The 17513-nt window shown below is 77.9% G+C and carries 2 protein-coding genes (1 of these 2 only partly in view); both read left to right on the top strand.

The genetic code is table 11. The annotated features are described in order from the left end of the window. Positions 1-160: 160 nt before the first annotated feature. A complete protein-coding gene (locus ACWDD9_RS34055) occupies positions 161-14086 on the top strand; it encodes an SDR family NAD(P)-dependent oxidoreductase (RefSeq protein ID WP_449813749.1) in 13926 nt (4641 codons plus the stop codon). 82 nt (positions 14087-14168) lie between these two features. Further along, a protein-coding gene (locus ACWDD9_RS34050) for a type I polyketide synthase (RefSeq protein ID WP_449813748.1) crosses the window boundary here: on the top strand, positions 14169-17513 show its 5' end (the start). 6063 nt of this gene lie beyond the right edge of the window; 3345 of the gene's 9408 nt are visible here — the first part of the coding sequence; it begins with the start codon at positions 14169-14171; its stop codon lies off the right edge, out of view.

Genomic DNA, 17513 nt, shown 5'->3' with positions numbered 1-17513 from the left:
GCGGTCGGCCGCGGTCTTCCGCGTGCCCGCCCGCCCGGCGGGAGCGGTGCGGTGGCAGCACCGTGAAGAACACGTACTCCAGTGGCAGGGCCGCGCTCGTCGTGCACGCGCGCGGTCAGCACGTCGACTCGCAGTTCACTACGGGGGGAGCAGGGCCGCCATGGCCGACGAACAGCAGCTTCGCGACTACCTCAAGGTCGTGACGGCCAAACTGCGCAGCACCCGGACGGAACTGGACCGGCTCAGGCACGAGCCCATCGCCGTCGTCGGCATGGGCTGCCGCTACGCCGGCGGCGTCGACAGCCCCGAGGCGCTGTGGCGGCTGGTCGCGGACGGCGCCGACGCCGTCGCCGGCTTCCCCGCCGACCGGGGCTGGGACACCGCGGGGCTCTACGACTCGCCCGACCTGCCGGGCTCCACCACCCGTGAGGGCGCCTTCCTGTACGAGGCGGCCGAGTTCGACGCCGCCTTCTTCGGGATCAGCCCGCGCGAGGCGCTCGCCATGGACCCGCAGCAGCGGCTGCTGCTGGAGACCTCCTGGGAGGCCGTCGAGCGCGCCGGCATCGATCCGGCCACCCTGCACGGCTCCCGCACCGGAGTGTTCACGGGCGTCTACTCCTCCGCCGCGGCCTACGGGAGCGACGCCGGACTGGACTTCGCGGAGGCCACCGGCCACCTGCTGACCGGCACCGCCAACAGCGTGCTCTCCGGCCGGATCTCCTTCACCCTCGGCCTGGTCGGCCCCGCCGTGACGGTGGACACCGCCTGCTCCTCCTCCCTGGTCGCCCTGCACCTGGCGGTGCAGGCGCTGCGCGCCGAGGAGTGCGACCTGGCCCTGGCGGGCGGCGCGACCGTGATGTCCTCCCCGGTGCTGTTCCGCGAGTTCTCCCGCCAGCAGGGCCTGGCCGCCGACGGCCGCTGCAAGCCCTTCTCGGCGGACGCCGACGGCACGGGCTGGGGCGAGGGCGCCGGCATGGTCGTCCTGGAGCGGCTGTCGGACGCGCGCCGCAACGGGCACCCCGTCCTGGCGGTGATCAGCGGCAGCGCGGTCAACCAGGACGGCGCCTCCAACGGGCTGACCGCGCCCAACGGCAGCTCGCAGCGCGTCGTCATCCGGGCCGCCCTGGACAACGCCCAGCTGACGGCGGCCGACGTGGACGCCGTGGAGGCGCACGGGACGGGCACCCGGCTCGGCGACCCGATCGAGGCCCAGGCCCTGCTGGAAACCTACGGGCAGGCGGCGGGCCGCGCCGACGACCGGCCGCTGTGGCTGGGCTCGGTGAAGTCCAACATCGGCCACACCCAGGCCGCGGCCGGTGTCGCCGGTGTGATCAAGATGGTGATGGCGCTGCGGCACGGCGTGCTGCCCCGCACCCTGCACTCCGAGCGGCCCTCGGAGTACGTCGACTGGACGGCCGGCCGGATGCGGCTGCTGCAGCGGCCGGTGGACTGGCCCCGGCCCGCGGACGACACCCCCCGGCGCGCGGCCGTCTCGGCGTTCGGCATCAGCGGCACCAACGCCCACCTGGTGCTGGAGGACGCGCCCGAGCCACAGGCCCCGGCCGCGGAGCCGGCGCGGGCCGCCGCCCCGGCCGTCCTGCCCGGGTCGAGCGCCTGGGTGCTGTCCGGGCGCACCCCGCAGGCGCTGGCCGCGCAGGCCCGCAAGCTCTCCGCCCACCTCGCCACCCGCCCCGGGGCGCGGGCCGCCGAGGTGGCCTGGTCGCTCGCCACCACCCGGACCGCCTTCGAGCACCGCGCCGTGCTGCTGGACCCGGAGTCGGCCGGGGGCCTGGCCGCGCTCGCCGCCGGGGAGCCCGCCGCGGACGTCGTGACCGGGCAGACCCGCGCCGAGGGCACCGGCCGGACGGTCTTCGTCCTGCCGGGCCAGGGCAGCCAGTGGGTCGGCATGGGCCGCGAGCTGGCCGAGGCCTCGCCGGTGTTCGCGGCCCGGCTGGCCGAGTGCGCCGAGGCCCTCGCGCCGTACGTGGACTGGCAGTTGGACGATGTGCTGGCGGGCCTTCACGGCTTCGAGGCCGCCGACGTCGTGCAGCCCGCGCTGTGGGCCGTGATGGTCTCGCTCGCCGCGGTCTGGGAGGCGGCCGGCGTCGTCCCCGACGCGGTGGTGGGCCACTCCCAGGGCGAGATCGCCGCCGCCGTCGTCGCCGGGAGCCTGTCCCTGGCGGACGCCGCCAAGGTCGTCGCCCTGCGCAGCCGGACCCTGACCGCCCTCGCCGGGCGCGGCGGGATGATGGCCGTCGACGGCGCGGCCGACACCGTCCGCGGCTGGCTGGAGCCGTTCGGGGAGCGCCTGTCGGTCGCGGCCGTCAACGGCCCGTCCGCCACGGTGGTCGCCGGCGACCCGGACGCGCTGCACGAGCTGGCCGCGCTCCACCCCGACGTGCGCACCCGCGTCCTGCCGGTGGACTACGCCTCGCACAGCGCCCACGTCGAGGAACTGCGCGAGGACGTCACCGCCGCGCTGGAAGGGATCGAGCCCCGCACGGCCCGGATCCCGATGGTCTCCGCGATGGACGGCCGCCGGCTCGCCGGGCCGGAGCTCGACCCCGCCTACTGGTACGCCAGCCTGCGCGAGACCGTCGAGTTCGCCCGCGCCGTGCGCACGCTCGGCGACGACGGCTACGACACCTTCGTCGAGGTGTCCCCGCACCCCGTGCTGGCCATGGCCGTCGGCGAGGAACTGGCGGACCGCGACCCCGTGGTCGTCGGCACGCTGCGCCGCGACGACGGCGGCGCCGCGCGGCTGCTCGCCTCCCTCGGCGAGGCGTACGCCCACGGCGCGCCCGTGGACTGGACCGCCGTCCTGCCCCGCGCCGAGCGGGCCGACCTGCCCACCTACGCCTTCCAGCGCGGCCGCTACTGGCCCCGCCGGGTCGAGGCCGCGCCGCAGGCGGCGGTCACCGCCGCCGAGGACGGCTGGCGCTACCGCACGGCCTGGGAGCCGCTCGGCCCCACCGCCCCCGCCCTGGCCGGGACCTGGCTGGTCGTCGCCCGCGAGGACGGCGACCCGGCCCGGCACGTCGAGGCCCTGACCGCGCACGGCGCCGAGGCCGTCGTACTGCGCACCGACGCGGTGCTGCGCGAGGCGCTCGCCGCCGAGCTCACGGCCGCGCTCGCCGCCCTCCCCGGGGCGCCCGCGAAGCCGGCCGGCGTGCTGTCGCTGCTCGCGCTGGACCCCAGGCCGCTGCCCGGCGCACCCGCCGTCCCGCCCGCAACCGCCGCCGTCCCGCACGGCACCGCCGCCACCCTGGCCCTGGTGCAGGCCCTCGGCGACGCCGGGATCGACGCCCCGCTCTGGGCGCTCACCCGCGGCGCCGTCCGGGCCGCCGCCGACGACGCCCCGCCCGCCCCCGTCCAGGCCCAGGTCTGGGGGCTCGGCCGGGTCGCCGCGCTGGAGCACCCCGACCGCTGGGGCGGACTGGTCGACCTGCCCGAGCAGTGGGACGAGCGGGCCGCCGCCCGGCTGGCCGCCGTGCTCGCCGACGGCGCCGAGGACCAGGTGGCGCTGCGCCGCGCCGGGGCCTTCGCCCGGCGGCTGGTCCACGCGCCCCGCACCGCCCCCGGCCCGGCCGGGCCGGACGGCGGCTGGTCCCCGCGCGGCACGGTGCTCGTCACCGGCGCCACCGGCTCCATCGGCCCGCACCTGACCGCCTGGCTGGCCGGCCGCGGCGCCGCGCGCCTCGTGCTGCCCACCCGCTCCGGGCCGGGCCCGCGGCTCGCGGCCCACGCCGCCGCCCTCGCCGCGGCCGGCACCGCCGTCGACGTGCTCGCCTGCGACCTCGCCGACCGCTCCGCGCTCGCCGCCCTGCTCGACCGCGTCGCCGCCACCGGCCCGCGGCTGTCCACCGTGCTGCACGCGGCCAACGCCTTCCACCTCACCCGCCTCGACGACACCGACCCCGAGGGCCTGGCCGCCTCCCTGGCCGGCAAGGCGGCCGGCGCCGACCACCTCGACGAACTGGTCGCCGACGCCGACGAGTTCGTCCTCTTCTCGTCGATCGCCGCCGCCTGGGGCAGCGCCGAGCACGGCGCCTACGCCGCCGCCAACGCCCACCTCGACGCGCTCGCCGAACGGCGCGCGGCACGCGGCGCCGGCGCGCTCTCGCTCGGCTGGGGCGTGTGGGACACCCGCGACTGGACCGCGCCGGACGCCTTCGGCCCGCACGGGCCCGCCACCATCACCGGCGACGTGCTGCGCCGCCAGGGCACCCGGTTCCTGGACCCGGACCGCGCGCTGGACGTGCTCGGCCGCGTCCTCGCCGACGGAGCCGGCGCCACCGGCCCCTACCTCGCCCTCGCCGACATGGCCTGGGACGACTTCGCGCCGGTGTTCACCGCGGCCCGCCGCAGCGCCCTGCTGGACCGCATCCCCGCCGCCCGCCGGGCCCTCGACGGCGGCGCGGCCGCCACCGGTGCGCCCACGGCCGCCGCCGACGGCGCGGACACCACCGGGAACGACTTCGCCCGCGCCCTGGCCGGCGCCGCCGGCACCCCCGAGCAGGAGCGCCTGGCCACCGACCTGGTCCGCTCCCACGCGGCGGCCGTCCTCGGCCACCGCGACGCGGGCGACATCGCCGGCCAGCGCGCCTTCCGCGACCTGGGCTTCGACTCGCTGACCGCCGTCGAACTGCGCAAGCGGCTGGCCACGGCCACCGGCCTGCGGCTGCCGTCCACGATCGTCTTCGACCACCCCACCCCGGCCTCGCTCGGCGCCCACCTCGCCGCGACGGCCCTCGGCACCGGCGCCGGCACCGACGCCGCCGCGCCCGCCCGGGACGGCGCCGCCGCCGACCCCGACGAGCCGCTCGCCATCGTCGGCATCGGCTGCCGGTTCCCCGGCGGCGTCACCACCCCCGACCAGTACTGGGACCTGCTGGCCTCCGGCGCCGACGTGATCGGCGGCCTGCCCACCGACCGCGGCTGGGACCCGGACCTCTACGACCCCGACCCCGCCCGCCAGGGCAAGTCCGTCACCCACCGCGGCGGCTTCCTGCACGACGCCCCCGACTTCGACGCCGCCTTCTTCGGCATCAACCCGCGCGAGGCCCTCGCCATGGACCCCCAGCAGCGCCTGCTGCTGGAGACCTCCTGGGAAGCCCTCGAACGCGCCGGCATCGCCCCCGAATCGCTGCGCGGCACCCCCGTCGGCGTCTTCGCCGGCGCCACCCTGACCGGCTACGGCGACGGCCTGGCCGACGGCGACCCGGCCGCCGAGGGGTACCTCGTCACCGGCCACTCCAGCAGCATCATCTCCGGCCGCGTCGCCTACGCCCTCGGCCTGGAGGGCCCCGCCCTCACCATCGACACCGCCTGCTCCTCCGGCCTGGTCGCCCTGCACCTGGCCGGCCGGGCGCTGCGCGCGGGCGAGTGCGAACTCGCCCTGGTCGGCGGCGTGATGGTGATGTCCACCCCCAGCCAGCTGGTCGGCTTCTCCCGGCAGCGCGGCCTCGCCCCCGACGGCCGCTGCAAGCCCTTCGCCGCCGGAGCCGACGGCATGGGCCTGTCCGAGGGCGCCGCGACCATCGCCGTCGAACGGCTCTCCGACGCGCGGCGCCTCGGCCACCCCGTGCTGGCCGTCGTACGGGGCACCGCCATCAACCAGGACGGCGCCTCCAACGGCCTCACCGCCCCCAGCGGACTCTCCCAGCAGCGCGTGATCCGCGCCGCCCTGGACGCCTCGGGCCTGACCCCCGACCAGATCGACGCGGTCGAGGCGCACGGCACCGGCACCCCCCTCGGCGACCCCGTCGAGGCCCACGCCCTGCTGGCCACCTACGGCCGGGACCGCCCCGCCGACCGGCCGCTGTGGCTCGGCTCCGCCAAGTCCAACATCGGCCACACCCAGACCGCCGCCGGCCTCGCGGGCCTCGTCAAGATGGTCCTCGGCATGCGGCACGGCACGCTGCCGCGCACCCTGCACGCGGACGAGCCGTCCCGAGAGATCGACTGGGAGTCCGGCGCCGTACGGCTGCTGACCGAGCAGCGGCCCTGGACGACCCCGCAGGACGCGCCGCGCCGCGCCGGCGTCTCCGCGTTCGGCATGAGCGGCACCAACGTGCACGTCCTCATCGAACAGGCCCCCGAACACCTCCCCGCCCCCGCCGACCCGCCGCAGGACGACCCGGCCGCCCCGGCCGGACCGCCGCTGCTCGCCGCCGGTACGGACGTCACCGCCTGGCCGGTCAGCGCCCGCGGCCGGGACGCCCTGGCCGCGCAGGCCGGCCGCCTGCACGCGTACGCCCTCGCCGCCGACACCCCGCCGCCCGCCGCCGTGGCCCGGGCGCTCGCCACCACCCGCAGCCCCTTCGAGCACCGCGCCGTCGTCGTCGGCGCCGACCCCGCCGGACTCGGCCGGGGCCTGGCCGCCCTGATGACCGGCCAGGACACCGAGCACGCCCTCACCGGCGAGAGCGCCGCCCGCGAGGACCGGACGGTGTTCGTCTTCCCCGGCCAGGGCAGCCAGTGGGAGGGCATGGGCCGACGGCTGTCCGCGCAGTCGCCGGTGTTCGCCGCCCGGTTCGCCGCGTGCGCGCGGGCCCTGCGCCCGTACGTCGACTGGGACCCGCACGCCGTGCTCGCGGGCGAGCCCGACGCCCCCGCACCCGACGGCGCCGCCGTCATGCAGCCGCTGCTGTGGGCCGTGATGGTCTCGCTCGCCGCCGTCTGGGAGGCGGCCGGCGTCGTCCCCGACGCGGTGGTGGGCCACTCCCAGGGCGAGATCGCCGCCGCCACCGTCGCCGGCGCGCTCACCCTGGAGGACGCCGCCCGGATCGTCGCCGTCCGCGCCGCCGCGCTGACCGGCCTCGGCGTCGAGGGCGGCATGCTCTCCGTGGTGCTGCCCGTCGAGCTGGTGCGCGAACTCCTGGAACCCTTCGGCGACCGGCTCGCCGTCGCGGCCGTCAACGCCCCCGCCACGACCGTCGTCTCCGGCGAACCCGACGCGCTCGTCGAGTTCGAGCGCGTGCTGCGCAAGCGCAAGGCGATGCGCTGGCGCGTGCCCGTCACCGACTTCGTGGCGCACTCCCGGCTGTGCGAGCCGCTGGCGGAGACCCTGCCGCGGCTGCTGGCCGACATCCGGCCGCGCCCCGCCGCCGTCCCGCTGTTCTCCACCGTCCACGGACGGCTGGTGGACGGCGAGGAGCTGGGGCCGCGGTACTGGTACGCCAACGTCCGGCAGACCGTCCGCTTCGCCGAGGCCGTCGAAGCCCTCGCCGCCACCGGCCACCGCACCTTCGTCGAGGTCTCCGCCCACCCGGTGCTGCTGCCCGCCGTCCAGGAGACGCTGGCCGCCCGCACCGACCTGCCCGACCCGCTGGTGATCGACACGCTGCGCCGCGACGACGACGGCGCCGACCGGCTGCTGCGCTCGATCGGCACCGCCCACGTCCACGGCCTGCCCGTCGACTGGACCGCCGTGCTGCCCGCCCCCGCCGACGTCCGGGACGCCGCGCGGCGCGTCGAACTGCCGACCTACGCCTTCCAGCACCGCCGCTTCTGGCCGCCGGCCCGCCCGGCCGCGGCCGCCCCCGCCGCCCACGGCCCGGCCGCCGACCCCACCGACGACTGGCGCTTCCTCGCCGAGTGGGCCCACGCCCCCGAGCCCGCCCCCGCGCTGCTCACCGGCACCTGGCTGGTGCTCACCCCCGCCGGACACCCCGTCCACCCCTGCGCCGCGGCCCTCGCCGAGCGCGGCGCCCGGACCGTCACCGTCGAGCTGGACACCGCCGAGGCCGACCGCGCCGACTACGCGCGCCGGCTCACCGCCGCACTGGACGGCGCCCGGCCCGCCGGCGTGCTCTCCCTGCTCGCCCTCGACACCGCCCCGCTCACCGCCCACCCCGCCGTGGCCCGCGGCCTCGCCGCCACCCTGGCCCTGGTCCAGGCCCTCGGCGACGCCGCCGTCCCCGCCCCGCTGTGGCTGCTGACCGCCGGCGCCGTCACCACCGACCCCGGCACCGGCGCCGCCGACCCGCAGCAGGCCCCCGTCTGGGCCCTGGGCCGCACCGTCGCCGCCGAACACCCCGACCGCTGGGGCGGGTTGGTCGACCTGCCCGGGCAGTGGGACGAGCGGGCCGCCGCCCGCCTGGCCGCCGTCCTCGCCGCCCGCGACGAGAACGAGGTCGCGCTGCGCGCCGACGGCCTGCGGCCCCGCCGCCTCGCCCACGCCCCCAGGCCGCCCCGCCCCGCCGACCGGCGGCCGCTCGCCCCCCGCGGCACCGTCCTCGTCACCGGCGGCACCGGCCACATCGGCGGCCACGCCGCCCGCTGGCTCGCCCGCGAGCGCGGCGCCCGCCGCCTCGTCCTCACCAGCCGCTCCGGCCCCGCCGCCGCCGGCACCGCCGCGCTCGCCGCCGAACTCGCCGCCGCCGGCGCCGCCGTGGACGTCCTCGCCTGCGACACCGCCGAACGCCCCGCGCTCGCCGCCGTGCTCGACCGCGTCGCCGCCACCGGACCGGCCCTGTCCACCGTGCTGCACGCCGCCGGCGCCCTGGACGACGGCGTCCTGGACCGCCTGGACGCCGCCCGCCTGGCCCGCACCTTCGACGGCAAGGCCGGCGGCGCCGCCCACCTCGACGAGCTGACCGCCCACCTGGACCTCGACGCCTTCGTCCTCTGCTCCTCCATCTCCGCCACCTTCGGCAACGGCGGCCAGGGCAACTACGCCGCCGCCAACGCCTACCTGGACGCCCTCGCCGAGCAGCGCCGCGCCCGCGGCCTGCCCGCCACCTCGCTGGCCTGGGGCCCGTGGGCGGGCGGCGGCGTCGGCCAGGCCAGCGAAGGCGCCCGCCGACGGCTCGCCCGCAACAAGTGGGAGGTCCTGATGGAGCCCGAGGACGCGGTCCGCGCCCTCGCCGCCGCCGTCGAGGACCCCGACCCCCGGCTGGCCGTACTGTCGCTGATGGCCGTCGACTTCGCCGCGATGGCCACCGCCCGCGGCCCCGAACAGCTGCGCCGCGCCCCGCTGATGCGCGACCTGCCCGAGATCCGGGCCGCCGACGCGGCCGACGCCGCGGACCCGGCGCCGCGCGCCGCCGAGCCGGAGCACCCGCTGGCCGTCCGGCTGTCGGCGCTGACCTCCGCCGAGGCGCAGGACCGGCTGCTCTGCGACCTGGTCCGGGACGAGGCCGCCACCGTGATGGGGTACGCCTCGGCCGCCGACGTCGAGCCCGGCCGCGCCTTCAGCGAACTCGGCCTGGACTCCCTCACCTCCGTCGAACTGCGCAACCGGCTCAGCACCGCCGCCGGCCTGCCGCTGCCCGCCACCCTGCTGTACGACTACCCGGACCCGCAGGTGCTCGCCGCGCACCTGCGCACCCGGCTGGTCGGCGGCGGACCGGACACCGCCGCCCCGGCCGCACCGCGCGCCACCGGCGCGGACCCGCTCGCCGACCCGGTCGCGATCGTCGCCATGGGCTGCCGCCTGCCCGGCGGCATCCACACCCCCGAGCAGCTGTGGCAGCTGCTCGACGCCGGACAGGACGCCGTCACCGGCCTGCCCACCGATCGGGGCTGGGACCTCGCCGCCCTCTACGACCCCACCGCCGAACGGCCCGGCACCTTCTACGCCCGCGAGGGCGGGTTCCTGCACGAGGCCGCCGAGTTCGACGCCGGGTTCTTCGGCGTCAGCCCGCGCGAGGCGGTCACCATGGACCCGCAGCAGCGGCTGCTGCTGGAGGTCGTCTGGGAGACCCTGGAACGCGGCGGCATCGACCCCACCGGCCTGCGCGGCAGCCGTACCGGCGTGTTCGTCGGCGGCTTCGGCTCCGGCTACGACCACCTCACCGCCCGCGCCGCCGGCCACGCCGACCACCGCCTGGAGGGCCAGGCCATGATCGGCACCGCCACCAGTGTGCTGTCCGGCCGGGTCTCCTACCTCCTCGGCCTGGAGGGCCCGGCGTTCACCGTCGACACGGCCTGCTCCTCCTCGCTGGTCGCCCTGCACTCCGCCGCCCAGGCGCTGCGGGCCGGCGAGTGCGACCTCGCCCTGGTCGGCGGCGTCACCGTGATGCCCACCCCGCGCGACCTGGTCGGCTTCTCCCAGCAGCGCGGCCTGGCCGCCGACGGCCGGTGCAAGGCCTTCGGCGAGGGCGCCGACGGCATGGGCATGGCCGAGGGCGTCGGCGTACTCGCGGTCGAACGGCTCTCCGACGCCCACCGCAACGGCCACCAGGTGCTCGGCGTGGTCCGCGGCAGCGCCGTCAACCAGGACGGCGCCTCCAACGGGCTCACCGCCCCCAGCGGCCCCTCCCAGCAGCGGGTGATCCGCGCCGCGCTGGCCGGCGCCGGCCTCACCGCCGCCGACGTGGACGCCGTCGAGGCGCACGGCACCGGCACCGAACTCGGCGACCCGATCGAGGCCCAGGCCCTGCTCGCCACCTACGGCCAGGACCGGCCCGCCGACCGGCCGCTGTGGCTGGGCTCGGTGAAGTCCAACATCGGCCACACCCAGGCCGCCGCCGGCGTCGCCGGGATCATGAAGATCGTCCTGGCCCTGCGGCACGGACAGCTGCCGCGCACCCTGCACGCCGACACCCCGACCCCGCACGTCGACTGGACCGCCGGGCACGTCGCCCTGCTGCACCGGCCCGTCGCCTGGGCGCCGGACGGCGAGCGGCCCCGCCGGGCCGGCGTCTCCAGCTTCGGCGTCAGCGGCACCAACGCCCACGTCATCATCGAGGAGGCCCCCGCCCGGCCCGCGCCCGCGACGCCGGACGCGACGGACGCCGGCCCCGCCCCGGTGCTGACCGGCGGACCGGTCGCCTGGCCGGTCGGCGCCCGCGACCCGCGCGCCCTCGCCGCCCAGGCGGGCCGGCTGCGCGAGTCCGCGCTGGCCCGCCCCGACCTGCCGGTCGGCGACGTGGCCTGGTCGCTCGCCACCACCCGCCCGCCGCACGACCACCGCGCCGTGCTGCTGGGCGCCGACCACGCCGAACTGCTGCCCGCCGCCGCGGCGGTGGCCACCGGACAGGCCTCGCCCGACGCCGTCACCGGCTCCGTCGCGCCCGGCGGCACCGGCCGCACCGTGTTCGTCTTCCCCGGCCACGGCAGCCAGTGGATCGGCATGGGCCGCGAACTCGCCGAGGTCTCACCGGTCTTCCGCGACCGGCTGGACCAGTGCGCCCGGGCCCTCGCCCCGTACGTCGACTGGGACCTCGCGGACGTGCTGGCCGGCGAGCACGACTTCCTCGCCGCCGACGTGCTCCAACCCGCCGTCTGGGCGGTCTCGGTGGCGCTGGCGGCCGTCTGGCAGGCCGCCGGGGTCTCCCCGGACGCGGTCGTCGGCCACTCCCTGGGCGAGATCGCCGCGGCGACCGTCGCCGGCGCCCTCACCCTGGAGGACGGCGCGAAGGTCGCCGCCCTGCGCAGCCGGGCCCTGCGCACCCTGGACGGACGCGGCGGCCTGCTCTCCGTCGCCGAGCCCGCCGACACGGTGCGCGAACGGCTCGCCGGCTTCGAGGGACGGCTCGCGCTCGCCACCGTCAACGGCCCCCGCTCCTGCGTGGTCTCCGGCGACCCCGACGCGCTCGACGAGTTCGCCGCCGCCTGCCCGCCCACCTGCCGCACCACCCGCGTCCCGATCGCCTACGCCTCGCACAGCCCCCAGGTGGAGGAGCTGCGCGAGGAGATCCTCGCCGCGCTCACCGGCATCGAGCCCCGCGCGGCCGACGTCCCGCTGGTCTCCGCGTACACCGGGCAGTGGCAGGACGGCCGGGAGCTGGACGCCCACTACTGGTACGCGAGCCTGCGCGGCACCGTCGAGTTCGAACGGGCCGTACGGACCCTCGGCGACAGCGGGCACCGGGTGTTCGTCGAGGTGTCCGGGCACCCCGCGCTGACCGGCGCCGTCCGGGACACCCTCGGCGAGGCCGCGGTCGTCACCGGCACGCTGCGGCGCCAGGACGGCGGCGCCCGCCGCCTGCTCACCTCGCTCGCCACCGCCTACGTGGCCGGCGCACCCGTCGACTGGGCGGCCGTGCACGGCCCCGGCACCCTCGTCGACCTGCCCACCTACGCCTTCCAGCGCAGCCGCTACTGGCCCGAACCGGCCCGGCCCGCCGCCCCCGCGCCCGACGACGCGCTGACCGGCCTGCGCTACCGGATCACCTGGACCCGGACCGCCGAGCACCCCGCGCCCCCGCAACTGACCGGCAGCTGGCTGCTGGTCGGCGCGGCCGCCGCCCCGGAGACCGCCCGGAAGGTCGCCCGCGCCCTGGCCGAGCACGGCGCCACCGACGTCCGCACCCTGCCGGACGCCGACCGCACCGCCCTCGCCGCCCACCCGGCGCCCGCCGGCGTGGTCTCCCTGCTCGCCCTGGACGAGTCCCCGGACCAGGGGCACCCGACCATGACCCGGGGCGTGGCCGCCACCCTCGACCTCATCCAGCAGCTCGGCGCCGGCGCCCCCGGCACCCCGCTGTGGGTGCTCACCTCCGGCGCCGTGGCCACCGGCCCCGGCGAGAGCGGCAGTCCCGCCCAGGCCCAGGTCTGGGGACTGGGCCGGGTCGCCGGCCTCGAACACCCCGGGCACTGGGGCGGACTGGTCGACCTGCCGCCCGCCGGCGCCTGGGACGACCGCACCGGCACCCGGCTCGCTGCCCTGCTGTCCGGCGCCGTCGCCGAGGACCAGACGGCCCTGCGCCCGCAGGGCATCCTGGCCCGCCGCCTGGTCCGCGCCGCCGCGGCCGCCGCCACCCCCCGGCCCGGACGCGGCACCGTCCTGGTCACCGGCGGCACCGGCGCCATCGGCGCCGAGGTCGGCCGCTGGCTCGCAGGGCGCGGCGCCGAACGCGTCGTCCTCGCCGCCGGCGAACCGCTGACCGCCGACGTCGCCCGGCTCGCCGCCGACGTCGCCGCCTCCGGCGCCGCCCTGTCCATCGCCGCCTGCGACACCACCCGGCGCGCCGAACTCGGCGGCCTGCTACGGCAGATCACCGCCGACGGCGGCCCCGCCCTGCGCGGCGTCGTGCACGCCGTCGGCGCCGGACAGGCCACCGCCGTCGCCGACACCACGGCGCGGGAGCTCGCCGACGTCGCCGGCGCCCGGTCGGCCGGCGCCCGCTGGCTCGACGAACTGACCGCCGACCTCGACCTGGACGACTTCGTCCTGTTCTCCTCCGTCGCCGCGACCTGGGGCAGCGCCCTGGTGCCCGGCTACGCCACGGGCAGCGCCTTCGTCGACGCCCTCGCCGAGCAGCGCCGCGCCCGCGGGCAGGTCGCCACCTCGGTCGCCTGGGGCCCCTGGGCCGACGGCGGCGCCGGCGCCCGGTCCTCCGTCCGGCACGGCCTGGGCGTCCTGGACCCGGGCACCGCCGTCCGGGCGCTCGGCCAGGCCATGGACGGACGCGACGCGCTCGTCACCATCGCCGACGTGGACTGGCGGACCTTCGCGCCCGCCTTCACCCTGCACCGCCCGAGCCCGCTCCTCGCCGACCTGCCGGAAGCGGCCGCCCCGGCGGCCGAACCGGCCGGCCCGGCCGACGGCGGCACGGCACCCGAGTTCGCCCGCACCGTCCTCGCCCTGCCCGCCGCCCGCCGGCCGGCCGCGGTGACGGACCTGGTGCGCGCCCAGGCGGCCCTGGTGCTGTCGCACGGGAGCACCGCCGACATCGACGCCGAACGCGCCTTCCGGGACCTCGGCTTCGACTCCCTGACCGCCATCGAACTGCGCGACCGGCTCGCCGCCGCCACCGGCGTCACCCTGCCCTCCACCGTCGTCTTCGAGTACCCGACGTCCGCCGCCCTCGCCGCGCACCTGCTGCGCGAGCTCGGCGCCGGCCCGGACTCCGTACGCACCCAACTCGACCGGCTGGACGCCTCGTTGTCGGGCCTGCTGGACCGGCTCGGCGAGGACGACGACGGGACGGACGGGGACGAGGAGGCCGTCGCGGCGCAGCTCGCCGCACTGAGCGCCAAGTGGCAACGACTCCAGCGCCGCGCCGGCGGCCCCGCCACCGGCGGCGGCAACGGCGCCGGCACCGCCGCCGGCCAGGACGTCTCCGAGCGCCTCGCCGCCGCGGACGACGACGAGGTCTTCGACCTCCTGGGCAAGGAGTTCGGCATCGAATGACCGTACCGCCGACCCTCCCGCGGGCCGCCCGAGCGCTGCCCAGACCGAGTACCCACAGCCCGAGCACCCCGAGGTGGAACGCGTGAGCGAGGACAAGCTCCGGTACTTCCTGAAGCGCGTCACGGCCGAGCTGCACGAGAGCCGCGAGCGCGTCCGCGAGTTGGAGACCGTGACCGGCGAGCCCATCGCCGTCGTCGGCATGGGCTGCCGCTACCCGGGCGGCGTGCGCACGCCGGACGAGCTCTGGAACCTGGTCGCCACCGGCACCGACGCGGTCGGCGACTTCCCCGCCGACCGCGGCTGGGACCCGGGCGAGGCGGCCACCCACGGCTACGAGACCCGCGGCGGCTTCCTCCCCGACGCGGCCGAGTTCGACCCCGGCTTCTTCGGCATCAGCCCGCGCGAGGCCCTCGCGATGGACCCCCAGCAGCGCCTCGTGATGGAGGTCGCCTGGGAGACCCTGGAGCACGCCGGACTCGACCCGCGCGCCCTGCGCGGCTCGCACACCGGCGTGTTCGTCGGCGCCAGCGCGTCCGGCTACGACTGGTACGCGCGCGAACACGGCCACGACGAGGGCCACCTGGTCACCGGCAGCGCGATCAGCGTGCTCTCCGGCCGGGTCTCCTACACCCTGGGCCTGAACGGGCCCGCCGTGACCGTCGACACGGCCTGCTCCTCCTCGCTGGCCGCCGTCCACCTGGCGGCCCGCTCGCTGCGCACGGGCGAATGTTCGCTCGCCCTCGCCGGCGGCGTGATGGTGATGTCCACCCCGGTGATGTTCGCCGACTTCGCCCGCCAGCAGGGCCTCGCCTCCGACGGACGCTGCAAGCCGTTCTCGGAGAACGCCGACGGCACCGGCTGGGGCGAGGGCGCCGGACTCGTCCTGCTGGAGCGGCTGTCGGACGCCCGCCGCAACGGCCACCGCGTTCTGGCGGTCATCCGCGGCAGCGCGATGAACCAGGACGGCGCGTCGAACGGCCTGACGGCGCCCAGCGCGCCCGCACAGCGCCGGGTCATCCGGGCCGCCCTCGCCGACGCCCGCCTGACGGCCGCCGAGGTCGACGCGGTCGAGGCGCACGGGACGGGCACGGAGCTGGGCGACCCGATCGAGGCCGGCGCGCTGCTGGCCACCTACGGACAGGGCCGCGACGAGGACCGGCCGCTGTGGCTCGGCTCGCTCAAGTCCAACATCGGCCACGCCCAGCAGGCCGCCGGCGTCGGCGGCGTGATGAAGATGGTGCTCGCCCTGCGGCACGGCACCCTGCCCAGGACCCTGCACGCCGGGGAGCCGACCTCGCACGTCGACTGGGCCTCGGGGAACGTCCGGCTGCTCCAGGAACCGGTGGAGTGGCCGGCGGGCGAGCGGGTGCGCCGAGCAGGTGTGTCGGCGTTCGGCGCGAGCGGGACGAACGTCCACGTGATCCTGGAGGAGGCGCCCGCGCCGACGGCCGGGGAGCCGGCGGTGAACGAGGAGCCGACGCCGGAGGAGGAGCGCCCGGCGCCCGTCCTGCCGACGGCGGCGTCGGCCTGGGTGGTGTCGGGCCGCAACGCGACCGCGCTGGCCGGTCAGGCGGGCCGGCTGCGCGAGCACGTGGTGGCGCGGCCGGAGCTGCCGGTGGGCGACGTCGCGTGGTCGCTGGCCACGACGCGGTCGGCCTTCGAGCGGCGTGCGGTGGTGCTGGGCGGCGAGCGGGGTGAGCTCGCGGCGGGTCTCGCGGCGGTGGCCACGGGACAGCCCGCGGCGGGTGTGGTGACCGGTTCGGTGGCCTCCGGCGGCGCCGGGCGGACGGTCTTCGTCTTCCCGGGGCAGGGGAGTCAGTGGGTCGGGATGGGTCGCGAGCTGGCGGAGGCCTCGCCGGTGTTCGCGGCGCGGCTGGCCGAGTGTGCTGCGGCTCTGGCGCCTTATGTGGACTGGCAGTTGGACGATGTCCTGGCGGGCCTTCACGGTTTCGAGGCTGCTGACGTCGTGCAGCCGGCGCTGTGGGCCGTGATGGTGTCGCTGGCTGCGGTGTGGGAGGCGGCTGGTGTCGCTCCGGACGCGGTGGTCGGTCACTCGCAGGGCGAGATCGCGGCGGCAGTCGTCGCGGGGATTCTCTCCCTCGACGATGCCGCCAAGGTGGTCGCTCTGCGGAGCAAGACCCTGAAGGCGCTGGCTGGTCGCGGCGGGATGCTGTCGATCGCCGAGCCGGTGGAGGGTGTTCGGGCGAGGATCGCTTCGTACGGCACCCGCCTTTCCATCGCGGCCGTGAACGGTCCGTCGGCGACGGTCGTCTCCGGTGACGCCGACGCGCTGCGTGAACTCGCGGACTCCTGTGGGGAGTCCCCGCGTGCCCGGATGATCCCGGTGGACTACGCCTCGCACAGCGCCCACGTGGACGAGCTGCGCGAGGAGATCCTCGCCGTCCTCCAGGGCATCGCCCCCCGCGAGGTGCAGGTCCCGATGATCTCCGCGCTGACCGGCGAGTGGCTGTCCGGCCCGGAGCTGGATCCGGCGTACTGGTACGCCTCCCTGCGCGAGACGGTCGAGTTCGACCGTGCCGTGCGGACCCTCGGCGAGGCCGGGCACGGCGTGTTCCTGGAGGTCTCCCCGCACCCGGTGCTGACCCCGGCGATCGCCGACAGCCTGGAGGACCGCTCCCCGACCGTGGTGGGCACCCTGCGCCGCGAGGAGGGCGGCGCCGAGCGCCTGCTGACCTCGCTCGCCGAGGCGTACACGGGCGGCGCCCCTGTCGACTGGGCGGCGGTGCTCGGCGGCGGGACGGCGGTCGAGCTGCCGACCTACGCCTTCCAGCGCCAGCGGTACTGGCCGGCGGCCCCGGCCCGGCCGGCGGGCGCGGCGGGCGTCGACGACTGGCGCTACCGGATCCGCTGGCAGCCCGCGGACGCGGACCCGGCCGCCGTACCGGCCCTGTCCGGCACCTGGCTGCTCGTCGGCGAGGGGGACGTGGCCGACGCGTGCGCCCGCGCCCTGGCCGACCACGGCGCGCAGGTCGTCCGGACCGGCGTCGAGACCCTCGACCAGGCCGTCACCGGCCCCGTGTCCGGCGTGGTGTCCCTGCTGGCGCTGGAGGAGGGCCACGACCCGGCGTACCCGTGGATCCCGCGCGGCACCGCCGCGACGGTCGACCTCGTCCAGGCGCTGCGCCGGACCGGAGTCGACGCCCCGCTGTGGCTGCTGACCCGGGGCGCGGTGCAGACCGGACCGGACGAGGTGACGACCGCCCCCGTGCAGACCCAGCTGTGGGGCATGGGCCGCGTCATCGGCATGGAACTCCCGGACAGCTGGGGCGGGTTGGTCGACCTCCCGCCGGAGTTCGACGCGCGGACCGGCGCCCGGCTGGTCGCGGTCCTCGCGGACCGCACGGAGGACCAGGTCGCCCTGCGCCCCTCCGGCACGCTCGCCCGCCGCCTGGTGCGGGCCGAGCCG

It is taken from the genome of Kitasatospora sp. NPDC001119 (assembly GCF_053598475.1).
This window is presented reverse-complemented; position numbering and strand designations above follow the sequence as displayed.